Genomic DNA, 18,146 nt, shown 5'->3' with positions numbered 1-18,146 from the left:
TAAAGTAATAAAACAATGTTTGATAGCTGATATATTTAGCTAACCAACTTTGTTTATTGATTTTATTTAGGTAGAGTAGCGACATATTTACTTTTTAAAGTGTTGTTATGGGTCCAGTCATGCTTGATGTGCAAGGCACATCATTGTCTCAAGAAGATAAAGAAATTCTCCAACATCCATTAGTGGGTGGCTTAATATTCTTTACTCGCAATTATCATTCGCCTGAACAAATTGCTGACTTAAGTCAGCAAATTCGAATTGCAGCTAAAAAGCCTCTATTAATTGCCGTAGATCATGAAGGCGGGCGAGTACAGCGTTTTCGGGACGGCTTTTCATTAATCCCCGCGATGGGAAAGCTATGGGAAATGTCGGAGCACAACCTTAGCTTAGCGAAAGAGTTGGCTAAACAAAGTGCAGTTTTAATGGCTTTAGAAGTACAAGCTGTAGGGATTGATATTAGTTTTGCACCCGTGTTAGATATTAATAATATTAGTGACGTTATCGGCGATCGCTCTTTTCATCAACAGCCTGACTTTGTTACTGATTTAGCTGAAGCTTTTATTGATGGTTTACATCAAGTGGGTATGAAGGCGACAGGAAAGCACTTTCCTGGTCATGGCAGTGTCAAAGCTGACTCACATATTGACTTACCGATTGATACCCGACCAAAAGCCGATATTTTCCAACAAGATTTATTACCATTTAAGCAACTTATTGCACGCGGTAAAGTTGATGCTTTAATGCCAGCACACGTTATTTTTCCTGATGTCGATAGCCAAGCTGTTGGATTTTCTCGTTATTGGCTGCAAGATATTCTACGCGAAAATCTTGGCTTTAAAGGCGTGATTTTTAGTGATGATTTATCGATGCAAGGTGCGGCAAGTGCAGGTGGTTATGTTGAGCGCGCTGAAGCTGCACAAGATGCTGGCTGCGATATGCTATTACTATGTAATAACCGAGCAGGGTGCGTTGATGTATTAGATAATGCCAATATTGCGCATTCATCAACCAGTAATCAAAGACTGATGCAGTTATTGAAAAATAGCGATAACAACTGGTCAACACTTAAAAATAATTCAAGGTGGCAACACGCTAGCAAGTACTTGAATAATTATGGTTAACTTCGCTGGTAGAAGCTTAACAAGTTAATTGCTAGCGCTATAAAAACTTTTTATTAAATAAAATCTTTTACCAAATAATAAAAATAACATTGGATAAAATTATGAAATTAACTCGACAGTTATTCATTCCGCTAGGCCCAATTTTAGCAATATGCTTTTACTTTTTATTGCAATCTTTGGGCATGGAGAGCAAAGCGTCTATTGCCGCAGCTATCACGTTGCTAACAGTAATTTGGTGGGTAACTGAAGCGCTGCCTATTCCTGCAACGTCATTAGTGCCTTTCGCCTTGTTACCACTCTTTGGTGTTGTTGATCATAAAACAGTTGCATCTGCCCTAGGTAGCCACGTAATACTGCTGTTAATGGGGGCATTTATGCTTTCCAAAGCCATAGAAAAAAGCGGTGCACACGAGCGTTTAGCTGTTTATATGGTGAGAATGGTTGGCGTAAATAGTGGTAGGCGTATGGTGCTGGGTTTTATGATCGCCAGTGCATTCTTGAGTATGTGGATATCTAACACTGCAACAACGTTAATTATGCTGCCTATAGCGTTGGCTATTCTTAAACATATTGATAACCAAAACCTTAAAGTTGCTTTAATCCTTGGCATTGCTTATGCCGCAAACGTGGGCGGTGTGGGCACACCAATTGGTACGCCGCCTAATGTTATTTTTATGGGAATTTACGAAGAGCAAACTGGCATTGAATTTGGATTTCTAGAATGGATGAAAGTAGGCGTGCCGATAGTGGTTTTAGCTGTGCCGATTATGGCTTTTTGGCTAACTAGAAACGTAAAGCTTGAACAAGAAGTGCATTTACCTACATTAGGGGCATGGCGTGCCGAAGAAACTCGTACTTTATGGGTATTTGGCTTAACAGCATTAGCATGGATAACACGCTCTGAGCCTTTTGGTGGCTGGAGCGGAGTCTTTGGTGTTGAAATAGCTGGCGATAGTACCATTGCATTATTTGCTGTGGTGTTAATGTTTATAGTGCCAAACGGTAAAGGTTCTAGATTATTAGACTGGGACAGTGCCAAAACTATCCCATGGGGTATGTTGTTACTTTTTGCTGGTGGCATAGCTTTAGCGAAAGGTTTTGTTGCTTCAGGCTTAAGCGATTTATTAGGACAATGGCTGGTAACATTCTCAAATTTACCTGCAATTATTATGATTCTAACCATTTGCTTAGTGGTAACTTATTTAACTGAAATAACCAGTAACACGGCAACGGCAACATTACTTATGCCTATTTTAGCGGCCGCGGCGATTGCCTCAGGTTATGATCCCAAAGTATTAATGGTGCCTGCGGCGATATGTGCTAGTTGTGCTTTTATGCTTCCTGTAGCAACCGCGCCAAACGCAATAGCTTATGGCACCGGTGAAATAGAAATTCAAAACATGGTAAAAGAAGGAGCGGTACTTAGCTTTATTATTGCCTGCTTAGTGGGCATTACTTGTTATTTATTGTTACTTTAAAAACGAGGTATGTCGCTCATGCGGCAAGTTTTGTCTAAACGAGAATATTTATACTTATGTTTAAATCAATAGCAACATTTGATGTATGAATAGAATAGGGTAGGTTGAGATTATTTAAAGCATACATCAGCGTTTTTCCTCATGCTATAGTGACCAATGCGTTTAAGTATTGGTCACTTTTTTATCCTACCAAGTTAAAAAATCAAATTGGTATACCTTAAAGCATTTTCTCTTTCAATAAACGAGCAAGTAAAACGATTGCGAACACCGCACTGTATACACCAAATATAGCCAGCATAACTTGTGGCATAGTAAAACCTAAAAACTGCCACTTAATATCACCACAATCGCCACTTGCCTCAAATAAAGCCGGTAGCCATTCGTGTAAAGGTGCCCAAGTAGGAAAGTTTGGCACAAACTCACAGCTAAATAGAAATGACATAGTTGATGACTGCATGTCAACATGTTCTAAAGCAATAATAAAGCCCCAAATTGCGCCTGTAGCCCACAATCCATAAGCGATGAACCGCATGATAAGGTTTTGACAACCTAAGGCGCCAATAACGCCGGCTAAAAATATTCCCCATACGGCTGTGCGCTGATAAATACACATAATACAAGGCTCAAGCCCCATGAAATATTGAAAATACAATGCGATTAGTTCGAAACATAAAGCGCTAGCGGCGAGTAATTGCCATGCTCTTTGGTTTAAAGGTAATTGGCTTAAAAAATTCACGAAATAATTCCTACTGCTGGGTTGTTGTTAATCCAACTTGGATTAAAAGTTAAGGTTTGAGAAATGCTAAGGCATGCTAGCAATAAACAAAAAGCGCCACAAGGGCGCTTTATTAGCTACATATTTCTTTATTCTGACTTACAAATATTAATGGCCACCGGGTGCTTTAGTCGCTGGCCCTGCAGTGTGATGCTGAATAATATTATTTTCATAAAATATTTCAGTATATTTTGACAGTTGGCCGGTAGAAATTGCAAGTAAACCAACAATGGTTAATACAATAGTATAAGGCAAAGCCATAATAACCATACGTCCATAAGACAAGCGAATTAATGGTGCTAAAGCCGAGGTTAGTAAGAATAAGAAAGCGGCTTGGCCATTTGGTGTAGCAACACTTGGTAAGTTAGTACCTGTGTTAATTGCAACAGCTAGTAGGTCAAATTGGTCACGAGTAATCTGTCCAGCAGCTAATGCTTTTGTGATCTCTGTTATGTATACCGTACCAACGAAAACGTTATCACTGACCATTGATAAGAAGCCATTTGCTAAATAGAACATCACAAGCTGCATGTTGCCTTCGTAGGTTAATACCCAAGTAATAACAGGCGTAAATAAGTTTTGATCAACAATTACCGCTACGACAGCAAAAAACACTGCGAGTAAGGCAGTAAAAGGCAGCGCTTCTTCAAAAGCATGACCAATTTGGTGTTCTTCTGTTACGCCAGTAAACGCAGTTGCTAAAATAATTACTGATAAACCTATGATACCAACAGGTGCTAAATGTAATGCTAAGCCAACAATTAACCAAATAGCGATAACGCCTTGAATAACTAGTTTCGCATTATCAAGGGTATTACGTTTTTCACTTTCAGCAATATCAAACTCATTTAAGATATTGTAAACATTTTCGGGTAAAGCAACACCGTAACCGAACCATTTGAATTTCTCTAACAGCACACACGTCAACATACCAGCAAAAAATACTGGAATAGTAACGGGTGACATACGGATGGCAAATTCAACAAATTCCCAACCCGCTTGTTGGCCAATAACTAAGTTTTGTGGCTCGCCAACAATAGTACAAACACCACCTAAAGCTGTACCAACACCAGCATGCATCATTAGGTTACGTAAATAACCACGAAACTGCTCTAAATCGTTACGAGAGTATTCTGCTAATTCGTTGTCACTGGTGTGGTCATGCTCAATTAGCACATCTTTGCCTGAAGCAACTTTGTGGTAAACAGAATAAAAGCCAATAGCAACACTGATGATAACCGCGATTACCGTTAAGGCATCTAAAAAGGCTGATAAGAATGCACCAGAAAAACAGAAGAGTAATGAAACCATTACTTTGGAACGAACTTTAGTCACTATTTTTGTAAATAAAAACAGTAACAAGTTCTTCATAAAATAAATGCCGGCAACCATGAAGATTAATAATAATATTACTTCAAAGTTTAAAATCATCTCGTGCATTACTTGCCCCGGGGTTGTCATACCCATAGCAACAGCCTCAATGGCTAACAAACCTCCGGGTTGTAACGGGTAACATTTTAGTGCCATGGCTAGAGTGAAAATAAACTCAATAACCAACGCCCAACCAGCAATATAAGGGTCGACGACGAAAAACAATACGGGGTTAATGACTAGAAATGAAATTATTGCGAGTTTGTACCATTCTGGCGAATTGCCGAGAAAGTTTTTGTAAAACGCATTCATGAATGATTGCTGCATATTGAACCTTTTGAAAAAGTAAGAGCCTGGGTTAGTGTAACTGTGCTTTTTTAATTATTTTATATAAATTTAATGCGTTTGTGAGTTTAAGCGTAAAGTTAGCTATTGTAAATATGTGTGATTAACCAGTTTTAATGTGTAATGGCAGAGAGGCTTTAGCTTTAGCTGAAATATAGGGCGAGAGAGAGTAAATTTGTCAAATAAGACGAGATAATAATATGAGTGAAAATAATAACAGCTTGTATCAAACTAATTGTGGCGCTCAAAAATGTCTTATTCAACTGTAAGCTTTTAGAATTAACTAACGTTGAGATTAAAAGAATATGAACGAGTATTATCTTAAATAGCCCTTAACTACAACTTATTGATATTTATATATACTCTGTCTGATATTGAGATTAAAAGTGAAGTTCTACGGTACTGCTTTAGCGTTTAGTGTGAGTATTCTCTCAACTAATATTTCAACACTTATTTTAAATTATTTTTCAACGCGCTTCATTTAACTTTACTTTTTTAACTGAACCCCCTTTACATGTTAAAATTTGTATATATAATATTTCGCATATATCGTTTTTCGTATGTAAAGTTTGGTTGTCTAATGACTGCTCTAAAAAAACAGAAAGTTCTTTTTCTTTGTACTGGCAACTCAGCAAGATCTCAACTGGCTGAAGCACTATTAAGGCATAAAGCTGCTGACAAATTTGACGTGTTTAGTGCTGGTACTTCACCAGAAGGTATAGATTTACGTACGATTGAAGCTTTAAAAAGGTTTGGTTTACAGACTGAAAATTTAACGTCTAAAAATATAACGCTATTTGAAGGCCAAGTATTTGATTATGTGATTACCCTTTGTGATAAAGCCAACAGCGAATGCAGAAATTACCCTCATGCAGGTAAACAATTTTCGTGGGATTTCCCTGATCCTAAAACACGTACTGATAACAACCCATTTTCAGCAACATTAAACGAATTAAACACTCGCTTAGCCATGTTTCTTTTAGTAGAAGCAAAATCTAATAGTGTAGATAATACTTCGCCAAAAAGCCTAGGTAATGATACAGCAGAATCACCATCCGATTTTTCTCCTATTACCTTCTATAAAAGTCTGACTGACGATATTCGATTAAAAACATTGATGTTAACCCATTATCACGGCGAACTTTGTGTTTGCGAGTTAATGGCAGCACTGGAAGAAGATAGCCAACCTAAGGTATCACGCAACCTTGCCGTATTAAAAAAATCTAAAGTGATTACTGACCGAAAACATGGCCAATGGGTGTTTTATCGCATTAACCCCGAGTTACCGTTGTGGGCCAAGACCGTAATTGCGCAAACAACTGAAAATAATGTTTTGTTGATTAATCAAGAACTTCAACGTTTAAGTAATATGCAAAACAGACCAGATAAATCGAGTTTTTGTAAGTAGAGATGTAAAGGATTGAATGATGGGAATTTTTGAGCGTTATTTATCGGTTTGGGTCGCTTTAAGTATTACCCTTGGCGTGATTTTAGGCTTATGGCAACCGGATGTTTTTCAGGTTATTGCTAACCTTGAAATAGCCCATGTTAACATTGTTGTTGCAATGTTCATTTGGGTGATGATTTACCCTATGATGGTTCAAATTGATTTTTCAGCAATAAAAAATGTTGGCAAAAACCCTAAGGGTTTAGTGTTAACTATCATCATTAATTGGCTAGTTAAACCTTTTACTATGGCAGCGTTAGGTTGGCTGTTCTTCAATTATCTTTTTGTTGATTGGGTCGAACCAGCATCTGCTCAAGAATATATTGCCGGCATGATTTTATTGGGCGTAGCACCTTGTACAGCCATGGTATTTGTTTGGTCGCAGTTAACAAAAGGTGATGCTAATTATACCTTAGTGCAAGTTTCTGTTAATAACGTCATTATGATATTCGCCTTTGCCCCCATTTCAGCCTTATTGCTTGGGGTAAGTGATATTGAAGTCCCTTGGGAAACCTTAATTATTTCGGTGTTACTTTATGTGCTACTGCCTTTAATAGCAGGCGTGCTTACTCGTAAGTTTTTAAATAATGGTAACAATGCGCAATCACTGAATAATTTATTAGCACGATTAAAGCCTTGGTCAGTTGTTGGTTTGCTAGCGACCGTTGTTTTATTGTTTGGCTTTCAAGCTGAAACTATTATCGATGATCCCAAAACAATTGGCTTAATTGCCATTCCGTTGATGATACAAACTTACGGCATTTTCCTTATTGCTTACTTGGCCGCAAAGTGGATGAAACTGTCACATAATATTGCTGCACCCGCATGCTTAATTGGTACCTCAAACTTCTTCGAACTGGCTGTTGCTGTTGCTATTTCTCTGTTTGGCCTGCATTCAGGTGCCGCTTTAGCAACCGTTGTTGGTGTGCTGGTTGAAGTGCCGGTTATGTTGTCTTTAGTCTATTTTATTAACCGAACAAAAAACTGGTTTTGAGACCGTAATATTAAATTTTTAATGATAAAACCACATAGATATTTATTGAGTAATTTAGCTTTTAAGGTAGCGACGCTAATTTATAAGCCATATTTTTAAATTATTTTGAAAAAAATTAAGGATAAGTACATGACGATTAAAATTGGTATTAACGGCTTTGGCCGTATGGGACGTTTATCAATGCGAGCAGCATTTGATTGGGACGATATTGAAATTGTTCACATTAACGATCCCGCAGGAAATGCAGAAACTCTCGCCCACTTAATGACTTTTGATTCGGTACATGGCCGTTGGCATCACAACGCTTCGCATGACGGTGAGTCGATGGTTATTAATGACAAAACCATTCCTTGCACGCAAAATAAAGCGACTCAAGATACTGATTGGTCTCAGTGTGACGTGGTAATAGAAGCTTCCGGTAAAATTAAAACCAAAGCTTTATTACAAGCCTATTTAGAACAAGGGGTAAAGCGTGTTGTTGTTACCGCGCCAGTTAAAGAAGCAGGCGTTTTAAATATTGTGATGGGGGTAAATGAAGGATTATACGATAAAGCCATACATCCTATTGTCACAGCAGCGTCATGTACTACTAATTGCCTAGCGCCAGTTGTGAAAGTTATGCACGAAAAAATAGGTATTAAGCATGGATCTATGACCACGATTCATAACATTACTAATACGCAAACAATATTAGATGCTCCACATAAAGATTTACGCCGAGCACGTGCTTGTGGTGTGAGTTTAATTCCAACCACAACGGGTTCTGCAACCGCGATAACGCATATTTTCCCTGAGCTACAAGGTAAGTTAAATGGTCATGCCATTCGAGTTCCTCTAGCTAATGCATCAATTACAGACTGTGTATTTGAAGTAGCACGTGGAACATCAGTTGAGGAAGTTAATCAATTACTTAAAGCTGCGGCCGACAATGAACTCAAGGGTATTATGGGGTTTGAAGAGCGGCCATTAGTTTCTATTGATTACAAAACTGATCCGCGCTCAAGTATTATTGATGCGCTATCAACCATGGTAGTCAACGATACCCAAGTTAAGCTTTATGTTTGGTATGACAATGAATGGGGCTATGCAAACCGAACCGCCGAGTTAGCTCGCATGGTAGGTTTAGCCGATAAGGGTTAATGCTAGATGGCACTTATATCCAAGCCACTTGCTGAATCCTGTATCTTCAAATGGTTTGGGTATACTTCATTCAACAAAAGATCAATTACTCAATATTGTTCACTAAGGTTTAAATAATGATTAAGCAAGTAGAGTCTAAACAGGCTGGATCTAAACAAGCAATGTCTAAACAGGTAAAACAATACTTGGTGATCACAGGCAACTATTGGGCGTTTACCTTAACTGATGGCGCTCTGCGTATGTTGGTTGTGCTGTATTTTCACCAGTTAGGTTACAGCCCGTTAAACATAGCCATGTTGTTTTTGTTTTATGAAATTTTCGGTGTCATTACAAATCTTGTTGGTGGTTGGTTAGGTGCACGACTTGGCCTAAATAAAACCATGAATATTGGGTTAGGGTTGCAAATAATTGCCCTGAGCATGTTAGCAGTACCAGCTGACATGCTAACTATTATCTATGTGATGGCAGCACAAGCTTTATCAGGCATTGCTAAAGATCTTAATAAAATGAGTGCGAAAAGCTCTATTAAGCTTCTGGTACCTGCAGGCGCTGAAAGTAAGCTATATCAATGGGTTGCTATTCTTACAGGATCTAAAAATGCCTTGAAAGGCGTTGGCTTCTTTCTTGGTGGCTTACTGTTGACCTTACTAGGCTTTAAAGGTGCCATTATTTTAATGGCAAGTCTATTAGCTGTAGTGTGGTTGTTTAGTTTATTCGCGCTTAAAGAAGATTTAGGTAAAACTAAAAGTAAGCCTAAATTTAAAGAAATATTTTCTAAAAGTCAGCCAATAAATATTCTTTCTGCTGCGAGGATGTTCTTGTTTGGTGCTCGTGATGTATGGTTTGTAGTAGCATTGCCGGTATTCTTAGCGGTAACTTTTAACTGGGATCATTGGTGGGTTGGTGGCTTTATGGCAAGCTGGGTTATTGGTTATGGCCTTGTACAATCACTTGCTCCTGTTATTACGGTCAATAAAACGCGTAGTGGAAAAACTACTGACAGTAGCCAAAATATTGCTCCGTCAGGTAGAGCAGCATTTTTATGGGCAAGTTACTTAACCTTAATACCGCTCGTTATTGCTTTAGCTCTGCATTTCGACTTTTATATTAAAGCTTCAATCATCATAGGCTTGCTGATATTTGGTGCTGTTTTCGCGATAAACTCATCCTTACATAGCTATTTAATTATCAGTTATGCTGGCATAGACGGGGTTTCACTCGATGTCGGGTTTTACTATATGGCTAATGCCATGGGCAGATTAATAGGTACGGTACTCTCTGGCCTGGTTTATCAAGCATATGGTTTAGAGGCTTGTTTATGGATATCAAGTGCATTTGTTGCTATCGCAGCGCTGTTATCATTAAAACTTCCAAGCTATAAAGAGGGTAGATAAATTTAGTGCCACACAGAGTAAAATCAGCAAAAACAGGACTAGCGAAGCAATAGAATGTGGCTTTTATAAAGCCCATAGTCAGTTAACTTGTTAAGCTGTGCTGTTTTAAAAGGGCGAGAGGTATTCCAAAAAAAAACGCTAACCTGCAGATTGGTTAGCGTTTAATCTTATAAAAAAGCGTTTATAGAACTTGAATTATTTGCTCTTTCGCTAAGCGAGACTTAGGTAACTTAGCATTATAGTCTTCAGAATCGTCGTGGTAGCCAAGCACTAATGCTACGTCGCAAATATAACCGTCTAATTCTTTTTCAAAAATTTCACCAATAAGTTCGGCATCTACACCTTCCATTGGTGTTGAATCAATCCCTAAACGAGCTGCCGCATGCATGGTATTCCCTAAAGCAATGTAAGTTTGTGCTTTTGTCCATGTAGCATTATTGCCTTGTTCATCTGTGTTCATGTCAACAAAGGCATAAGCGCCAAATGCCTGCTCACGATTCTCTGCTTGTGTGCGACCATTTTTAATATCGGCATCAATCACTTTGGCGTAATCATCACGAGTATATCTAGGGTTGTAAGCAAATAAAATAACGTGCGACGCTGTTTTAATGTGTGGTTGATTAAACTGAAATTTATTAGCAAAAGTATTATGCATGCGTTCTTTCGCTTCATCGGATTCAATAACAATAAATTTCCAAGGTTGCGAGTTAATTGATGAAGGAGAAAGGCGCATTGCTTCAAAAACCACGTCTAGGTTCTCTTGAGAAATACGCTTGGTGGTATAGCGCTTAGAAGTATAACGTTTTTCTAGATCATTAATAATAGGATGAGTTGTGTTCTGTTGAGCCATGATGTTCTCCGTTAGGTGGCTTATTTAGCCGATATTTACTATGTTGAGCCGTTTTATTAAAAACAAAGCCTAAGTAACAATTAATTACTTTTTTGATCAGCCATAGGCGAGTTACTTCATATAAAGCCAGAAGATTTTTACTTACTTAATAAGTGCAGCAATGATCATGTCTGAAAGTATAGCTTATCGACAACTTCATTTAGGCATGCCTAAAAACGTGTAGCGTAAACAGGGTTAAATTAAAAAATTCAATAGAGCATTATATGTAAAGCTGTAATGTTTTTATGCTTATTTGGGGTTGGTTATGGATAACCTTGTAAAGCTTTTTTAAGTTTAAATAAACCAACAAACCAAATTAATGTAAATGTAGTTTAAATAATTTACTTTAAGCATGCTATTTGTCATGTAAAGGTTAATTATAAATATTAAAATAATCACAACTTGCCACGCATTCTCAACATAAGTGATGCTAGCGAAAAGCGAGTTGATTTTATTGCGCTTGTGTCAATGATTTGTTCTGGTACAATCAGTTCTAATTTAAATCACCTATTATGCAATGTGGAGCCACATGGTTATAAAAGCGCACAGTCCTGCAGGATTTGCTGAACAATATATTGTTGAATCTATTTGGAATGGTGGTTTTCCACCGGGTACTATTTTACCCGCTGAACGTGAATTATCAGAACTGATTGGTGTAACTAGAACGACTTTACGAGAAGTATTACAGCGCTTAGCTCGTGATGGTTGGTTAACGATTAAACACGGTAAGCCAACAAAAGTGAATAACTTTTGGGAAACCTCTAGTCTTAATATTCTTGAAACTCTTGCACAGCTAGATCAAGAAGGTATTCCCGATTTAGTCGAAAATTTATTATCTGCAAGAACCAATATCAGTGCTATTTATGTTCGTGGTGCGATTAAAAATAACCCCGAAAAAACGATTGAGTTACTATCAGCTATTGAAGATGTGGAAGATACCGGTGAAGCTTTCGCTGAGTTCGATTATCAACTCAATAAAGAGCTAGTAGTTGCATCAGGTAACTCTATTTACTTACTTATTTTAAATGGTTTTAGAGGCTTGTATTCTCGACTAGGTAGTTTATATTTTGCTCACCCTCGAGGTCGAGAAATCACTAGAACTTACTATAAAAAATTAATTGAATTAGCTCAAGCGAATCAATTTGATGAGTCAGTTTTTGCAGTGAGAAAATACGGTGTTGAATCCGGTAAACTTTGGTACGAGTTAAAAGAAGAAGTATTAAAAGAGCTCGCTGAATAATATAATTATCTTAAAGAATAATGTTTAAGATCAAATAAGACAACTGTGCTTAATAAGCTAATCAGTTGTCTTTTTTTTATCTATGAAATTATTTTTAATTATCAATAATACTTATTAACCTGAACTCTGGATAATGAGTGCTTGATACTCAAGTGAATCAAAAGCTTAGGTGGTAAAGTAAATGCTATAGTAAGGTGAACATCACGAATTTACACCATCAATGCTTCATTTTATGCCATTTCCAAGGCAAAAGTTGATGAATAGTGGGCTATTTATCGACGTTTTAACGCAGGTAATGGCTTAAAAGGGAGGATTGAGCAAGTACTGCTTATCCAGATTCAGGTTTATTACATAACTAAATTAGTGAGCCTTATTGAAGGGCTTTTAGGGAGAGGGCACAGTTAATAATCATTAATGCATATACGAACTTTTCAAAGGCCTGAAACAAAAAACACCAATCATAATAATTGATGTTTTTTCAGTTTTATAGAAACTTAAATTAAGATGTTGTCTTGAACCGACGGGAAACTAATCCTATTACTGCTAATGCAAAAATAGCAAGTGTAGATGGTTCCGTTACTGAAGTTGGCTCTCTAAAGGACTCAAATGCTACCACAGTGCCTGAATTAGAATTGTAAACTGCAGTACCACCACTTAACGTGTTGTATGCATCAACTGAGAACGGGTTAAGTGAACCTAGAGAGGTTGTCTCTGCACCGATGTTGTTTTGTTGAACGCCGACACGAGCACCTGTGTATCTAATCGAGCTGCCAATTCCAGAGAGAAAAGTGTTAAAACTTGTAATGTTAGTTGCCTCACTGATCATTAGAACAGATCCGCCCCCGGTAACGAAGCCGGCAATTGAAGACATTTCACTAACAGAATAATTAAAGGGGTTATTGAAATTACTTGTTACAACAAGCAAATCAATCGTATTTAATATTGCAGAAGTCAGCGTTGATGAGTTTTGCGTAGCTGTTACCCCTGATATACTATTGTAATGACTAAAAATTGAACTTTGTTGTGAAATACTTCTGGAAAATACTACATCTTGACTTGACCCCAGAATAGCATCATAGAAACTAAAATTGTTAGAGTTACTAGCATTAACATCGGCTACAACTGAAATTAAGCCTGCAGATGCTTGTTGCGATATTGAAAATGCAAATGCCACTATAACAAGCACATAACGAAAACCTCTTTTCTTGTTAATATCCATTATATTTACCTTGAGTTTTATGTTGAAAATCCCTTTTAAAATGCAAGAAATTTACCAAAAATTTAACTGTATGTATTTAAAGAGGTTAAAAAGCAGACAAGTTATGTTTGTATTTAAAGTGTAAATAATCCTGACATTATTAAGAAAAATATGAATAACTTAATAGAAAGCTAAACTGTACTTGATTAGAGTTTTCTAGTGCCATTTGAATGACATTATTTGAGTTAAAAAAAAGCCAGCAATTATGCTGGCTTTAGATACTAAAAATAAAAATTCTTTAGCGATTATGCGTAGTTTGCTGAGGCAAAATCCCAGTTCGCTAATGCCCAGAAACCTTCCATGTAGCTAGGGCGAAGGTTACGGTAATCAATGTAGTAAGCATGTTCCCATAAATCTACAGTAATAAGCGGTGTTACACCTTCATCAGTAAGTGGTGTTGCAGCGTTAGAAGTGTTAACGATTGCAAGGCTACCGTCAGCATTTTTAACTAACCAAGTCCAGCTTGAACCAAAGTTATTAATTGCACTGTCAGTGAACTTTGCTTTAAATTCAGCAAATGAACCAAAGCTAGCGTTAATAGCTGTTGCTAATTCGCCTGTTGGTTCACCGCCGCCGTTAGGGCTTAAGCTGTTCCAGTAGAACGTATGGTTCCAAATTTGTGCGGCATTATTGAAAACACCAGCAGAAGATGTTTTAACGATATCTTCTAAAGACTTACCTTCAAAATCAGTACCTTCAATAAGACCGTTTAACTTAACAACATAAGTGTTGTGGTGCTTACCATAATGAAACTCTAAAGTTTCTTGTGAAATATGTGGTGCAAGTGCATCCATTGCATATGGTAGTGCTGGTAATTCGATAGCCATTATATACTCTCCAGTATGTGATTATAAAAAATTATTCTAATGCTAATATAAAGAAGTAGTTTGTTTTTTTCTAAAACCTAGTAAACTACTCAGGTATTAAAGCTTCATATAGTCTACCCAATATATAGGTATTACCATAGGTTTTATCAAGGCTATTACGTTTTAATATATAAGTTTTTTGCTTTAGTATTTATTGTTCTGTTTATATTGGTCAGTTTTACTTTAAATATTGGGCACAATAATACCTAACTGAATAAATAACATTAACAAAGTGACGTGTTATTATTGGGTTAAATAGGTATAAGTATTAATTTTTGAGGATATTATGGAAACAATCGACCGCATTAAAGAACAGATCAGTGAAAACACAATTCTCCTTTACATGAAGGGGTCACCAAAGTTACCAAGTTGTGGCTTTTCTTCACAGGCTTCTCAAGTGTTGATGGCGTGTGGTGAAAAATTCGCCTATGTTGATATCTTACAAAATCCTGATATCCGTGCAGAGTTACCTAAATATGCTGATTGGCCAACATTTCCGCAGCTTTGGGTTGATGGTGAACTTGTTGGTGGTTGTGACATTATTATGGAAATGTACCAACAAGGTGAATTACAAACCTTGATCACTGAATCTGCAGCGAAAAATAGTTCTGCAGAAAGTTCAGAATAACTATTGAATTATCACTTAACGCCACCATACTAGGTGGAGTTAACATTAAATAACTTAAATTTATTTTTAAAAATTGGAGAATATAATGAGTGTATTAGTCGGTCGCCCAGCACCAGATTTTACAGCCGCAGCAGTTTTAGGTTCAGGTGAAATCGTTGATAGCTTTAATCTTGCAGAAGCAATTAAAGGTAAAAAAGCCGTAGTATTTTTCTACCCACTTGATTTTACTTTTGTATGTCCCTCAGAATTATTAGCTTTTGATCACCGTATGGAAGAATTCAAAAGCCGTGGTGTTGAAGTTATTGGTGTTTCTATCGATTCTCAATTTTCTCATAACGCATGGCGTAACACTGCAGTAAACGATGGTGGTATTGGTCAAGTTCAATACACTTTAGTTGCTGATGTTAAACATGAGATTTGTCAAGCATACGATGTTGAGCATCCAGAAGCTGGCGTAGCATTTCGTGCTTCATTCTTAATTGACGAAGAAGGCAGCGTGCGTCATCAAGTAGTTAACGATTTACCGCTTGGCCGTAACGTTGATGAAATGATCCGTATGGTTGATGCATTACAATTTCACCAAGAGCACGGTGAAGTATGTCCAGCTGGCTGGAACAAAGGCGACAAAGGCATGACAGCAACAACAGAAGGCGTTGCAGCTTACCTTACAGATAACGCTGATAAACTTTAATTTAAAAGTTTATATTAGTAATAAAAAAACCGCTTTAAGCGGTTTTTTTGTGCCTGAAAATTACTAAATTATGCAATATTGTTGTTTATATCAATTGGTATAAGTCGCATATTACAGCTAAAGTAATATATAGAGCTCGAAGGAACGAAGCTTGCTTAGCTAGGATGTTTGGTTAGTCCATAAGGTAAGCTAATATCAAAAAAAGGATGCTTAATGTATTACCCTAAAATTATTTATGAAAACGTGCCCTACGTATATTTTTTAACCTGCGGATATTTATTTGCTTTTTATGATACTTGGCCAACAATTACCTCTGCAGCTTTACTTTATTGTGCAGGCAGTATTACTTTGGTTACTCGGTCTGAGTATCGTCGACTAGATCGACGAAAACCTGAGGTGAAAAACACTTCCACAAAATATAAGCTTCCTGAATGGCTATACGAGTATTTGCCTTACGGATATTTTGCTTTTGCTATGATAATCATATTAAAAACAAACTTACCTGGTTTACAGCTTTTTGCATTTTGTTTGATGATTTTGGCGTTAAAAAATTTGCTTTTCAGAGTAAACAATCGTCGAAAAGCAAAGTCTTTATTTTAATGATTAAACTGCCAGGTTGAATGATTTTTCTTAGCTTTCTTGGGCTGCAGTGCTTTCTTCTGTTTGATCAGCGTCAATTAATGGCCAACCACCAAGTTGCTGCCATTTATTAACAATATAACAAAAGAGCTCTGCAGTTTTTTCGGTATCATATAATGCTGAATGTGCTTCATTATTATTAAAATCAATATTTGCTGCGATGCAGGCTTTTGCTAAAACTGTTTGCCCTAAGGCTAAGCCCGATAACGTAGTGGTATCAAAGCTGACGAAAGGGTGAAACGGTGAACGTTTAATTAAGCAACGTTCGGTAGCTGCATTAAGAAAGCCCAAATCAAATGCCGCGTTATGCGCTACAATAACCGCTCGCTGGCAACCAACGGCTTTCATTTTTTTACGTACAAGTTTAAATATGTCAGTTATTGCTTTTTTTTCATCTACCGCGCCGCGAAGTGGGTTCGTTGGGTCGATACCGGTAAATTCTAATGCAGATTGTTCAAGGTTTGCACCTTCAAATGGGTCAACATTAAAATGTATCGTTTCATCTAAATTGAATTGTCCGCTGACTTCGTCTAACGTTAATGTTGTTGCAGCAATTTCCAATAAAGCATCAGTTTGTGCATTAAAACCTCCGGTTTCTACATCAATAACTACCGGGAAGTAGCCTCGAAAGCGTTGAGCAAAGAGTGTTTTTTCAGCATTTTTATTTATTGCTGTAGAATTATCAGACATAAAATCATTGGTAATAGTTATTATAAATATTGTAGGGGATTATCGCAGAAATAATCACTTAAGGCATCATTGAAGATGAGAACAGTGATATTTAATTTTGGGTATTTATGAATAAACTGTTAAAGTTATTCTTGATTTTGTCGATAGTAAAGATGTCGCTATTAAATCCACATTAATTGACATGAAAATTAATTTTATGAAAAAAATTATAACGCTAATTACATTATCAATATTTATATCTCAGACTAATGCCGGTATAAGGCAGTATAGTGCAGATATCGAAAATTCTTCATGGCAATTAACTGATGATTCTCGGCTGCAATGTACGCTGTCACATCAAATTCCTCGTTATGGTGAAGCCAAGTTCTATAGCTCGGCAAGTCGAAAAATGAATATGGAATTTGAATTGGAAATGATGCGCTTACCAGACAGCTATTCATTAGCTGAAGTTCGTTCAGAAGCCCCTAACTGGCGACCAGGTGTTGCAGGTAGAATGCTTGCAGACATGAAACTACATAAACAGTTTTCTCCTGGTTTACCAAAAAAAATTGCCTGGAATATGCTTAATGAGCTCGATCAAGGCATGAGTCCAACATTTTATTATAATGACTGGTATAGCGATAACGAAAAAATCACCGTGGGTTTATCAACGGCCCGCTTTCAAAAAGCGTATCAAGCGTTCGTCAGTTGTGTAAGTAACTTATTAGACTTTAGCTTTGACGATATCTCATATACCGTGCTCAATTATCAATTTGGCTCAGACAAGTTAACTAAAGCATCGCAAAAACGCATGAATATGATTGTTGAATATTTAACGTTAGATTCACAGCTAGAACTGGTATTAATTGATGGTTACTCTGATAGTTACGGTGGTCGAAATACCAACCTTAAAATGTCAGAACGTCGTGCAAATAAAGTACGTGATCTTATTGTCAGTAGTGGTATCGATGCCAGTAGAATTGAAGCCAATGGTTATGGTGAAAAGCGTCATATAGCTTCTAATGAAACCGTTATTGGTCGCAGTAAAAACCGACGAGTTGTTATTCGTATGGAACAACCATAAACAATTAGCTTAACATGCTAAATTGCTGTAATACCAATTGATTTAATGAATCGATCAATTTTAAACGAGGATAAATTTTCAGTAGCAAGGCGCTTGATTGATTCTTACATGGATGTA

Annotated in this window: 17 protein-coding genes; 11 read left to right on the top strand and 6 right to left on the bottom strand. The window is 37.1% G+C overall.

Going from position 1 to position 18,146, the window contains the following annotated elements:
• The first annotated feature begins 107 nt into the window (after window positions 1-107).
• Together nagZ and B6A32_RS08255 are read left to right on the top strand one after the other, a co-directional pair.
• Complete coding sequence (nagZ, locus tag B6A32_RS08260; protein WP_085302843.1) at window positions 108-1,121, top strand: beta-N-acetylhexosaminidase; 1,014 nt, start codon at window positions 108-110, stop codon at window positions 1,119-1,121.
• 101 nt (window positions 1,122-1,222) lie between these two features.
• Entirely contained in the window at window positions 1,223-2,599 is a 1,377-nt protein-coding gene (locus B6A32_RS08255; protein WP_085302842.1) for an SLC13 family permease, read from the top strand.
• Between the two features lie 217 nt (window positions 2,600-2,816).
• Here B6A32_RS08255 and dsbB read toward each other — a convergent pair whose 3' ends face one another.
• Window positions 2,817-3,335, bottom strand: coding sequence for a disulfide bond formation protein DsbB (gene dsbB, locus B6A32_RS08250; RefSeq protein ID WP_085302841.1), 519 nt, complete (start codon window positions 3,333-3,335; stop codon window positions 2,817-2,819).
• A 147-nt stretch (window positions 3,336-3,482) separates the two neighbouring features.
• Window positions 3,483-5,072, bottom strand: a complete 1,590-nt coding sequence (gene nhaB / locus B6A32_RS08245) for a sodium/proton antiporter NhaB (RefSeq protein ID WP_085302840.1) — start codon at window positions 5,070-5,072, stop codon at window positions 3,483-3,485.
• A gap of 598 nt (window positions 5,073-5,670) precedes the next feature.
• Here nhaB and B6A32_RS08240 point away from each other — a divergent pair.
• From B6A32_RS08240 to arsJ, 4 genes are all read left to right on the top strand, one after another.
• The gene (locus B6A32_RS08240; RefSeq protein WP_085302838.1) at window positions 5,671-6,498 is read left to right on the top strand and encodes a metalloregulator ArsR/SmtB family transcription factor; all 828 of its coding nucleotides are present in this window, start codon (window positions 5,671-5,673) and stop codon (window positions 6,496-6,498) included.
• A gap of 19 nt (window positions 6,499-6,517) precedes the next feature.
• A complete protein-coding gene (gene arsB, locus B6A32_RS08235) occupies window positions 6,518-7,531 on the top strand; it encodes an ACR3 family arsenite efflux transporter (protein WP_085302837.1) in 1,014 nt (337 codons plus the stop codon).
• Window positions 7,532-7,660: 129 nt separating this feature from the next.
• Window positions 7,661-8,671, top strand: a complete 1,011-nt coding sequence (locus B6A32_RS08230) for an ArsJ-associated glyceraldehyde-3-phosphate dehydrogenase (RefSeq protein ID WP_085302836.1) — start codon at window positions 7,661-7,663, stop codon at window positions 8,669-8,671.
• Window positions 8,672-8,787: 116 nt separating this feature from the next.
• Window positions 8,788-10,065, top strand: a complete 1,278-nt coding sequence (gene arsJ, locus B6A32_RS08225) for an organoarsenical effux MFS transporter ArsJ (RefSeq protein ID WP_085302835.1) — start codon at window positions 8,788-8,790, stop codon at window positions 10,063-10,065.
• Window positions 10,066-10,246: 181 nt separating this feature from the next.
• On the opposite strand, the gene B6A32_RS08220 is transcribed toward arsJ, so the two are convergent.
• Window positions 10,247-10,915, bottom strand: a complete 669-nt coding sequence (locus B6A32_RS08220) for a nitroreductase family protein (protein ID WP_085302834.1) — start codon at window positions 10,913-10,915, stop codon at window positions 10,247-10,249.
• A 568-nt stretch (window positions 10,916-11,483) separates the two neighbouring features.
• Between B6A32_RS08220 and fadR the strand changes: the two genes are divergently transcribed.
• Window positions 11,484-12,194, top strand: a complete 711-nt coding sequence (fadR, locus tag B6A32_RS08215) for a fatty acid metabolism transcriptional regulator FadR (RefSeq protein ID WP_085302833.1) — start codon at window positions 11,484-11,486, stop codon at window positions 12,192-12,194.
• A 499-nt stretch (window positions 12,195-12,693) separates the two neighbouring features.
• On the opposite strand, the gene B6A32_RS08210 is transcribed toward fadR, so the two are convergent.
• Both B6A32_RS08210 and sodB read right to left on the bottom strand, forming a co-directional pair.
• Complete coding sequence (locus tag B6A32_RS08210; RefSeq protein ID WP_158088467.1) at window positions 12,694-13,380, bottom strand: PEP-CTERM sorting domain-containing protein; 687 nt, start codon at window positions 13,378-13,380, stop codon at window positions 12,694-12,696.
• 317 nt (window positions 13,381-13,697) lie between these two features.
• Window positions 13,698-14,279, bottom strand: a complete 582-nt coding sequence (gene sodB, locus B6A32_RS08205; RefSeq protein WP_085302831.1) for a superoxide dismutase [Fe] — start codon at window positions 14,277-14,279, stop codon at window positions 13,698-13,700.
• Window positions 14,280-14,604: 325 nt separating this feature from the next.
• On the opposite strand from sodB, the gene B6A32_RS08200 reads away from it, so the two are divergent.
• The 3 genes from B6A32_RS08200 to B6A32_RS08190 all read left to right on the top strand — a co-directional run bounded on the left by B6A32_RS08200 (window position 14,605) and on the right by B6A32_RS08190 (window position 16,237).
• Window positions 14,605-14,946 (top strand): Grx4 family monothiol glutaredoxin, encoded by a 342-nt coding sequence (locus tag B6A32_RS08200; RefSeq protein WP_085302830.1) that lies wholly within the window; start codon window positions 14,605-14,607, stop codon window positions 14,944-14,946.
• 85 nt (window positions 14,947-15,031) lie between these two features.
• Complete coding sequence (locus B6A32_RS08195) at window positions 15,032-15,637, top strand: peroxiredoxin (protein WP_085302829.1); 606 nt, start codon at window positions 15,032-15,034, stop codon at window positions 15,635-15,637.
• 213 nt (window positions 15,638-15,850) lie between these two features.
• Complete coding sequence (locus tag B6A32_RS08190; RefSeq protein ID WP_085302828.1) at window positions 15,851-16,237, top strand: hypothetical protein; 387 nt, start codon at window positions 15,851-15,853, stop codon at window positions 16,235-16,237.
• Between the two features lie 30 nt (window positions 16,238-16,267).
• Here the strand turns inward: B6A32_RS08190 and rnt are convergent, their stop codons facing one another.
• On the bottom strand, window positions 16,268-16,966 hold the full coding sequence (gene rnt / locus B6A32_RS08185; RefSeq protein WP_085302827.1) for a ribonuclease T: 699 nt from the start codon (window positions 16,964-16,966) through the stop codon (window positions 16,268-16,270).
• Window positions 16,967-17,162: 196 nt separating this feature from the next.
• Here rnt and B6A32_RS08180 point away from each other — a divergent pair, with 196 nt between their 5' ends.
• Window positions 17,163-18,029, top strand: coding sequence for an OmpA family protein (locus B6A32_RS08180; protein WP_101685935.1), 867 nt, complete (start codon window positions 17,163-17,165; stop codon window positions 18,027-18,029).
• Window positions 18,030-18,146: the final 117 nt, after the last annotated feature.

It is taken from the genome of Colwellia polaris (assembly GCF_002104515.1).
Classification (GTDB): Bacteria; Pseudomonadota; Gammaproteobacteria; order Enterobacterales; family Alteromonadaceae; genus Cognaticolwellia; species Cognaticolwellia polaris.
Note: the sequence above shows the minus strand (reverse complement) of the source record. Positions and strands in the feature narration are given on the sequence as shown.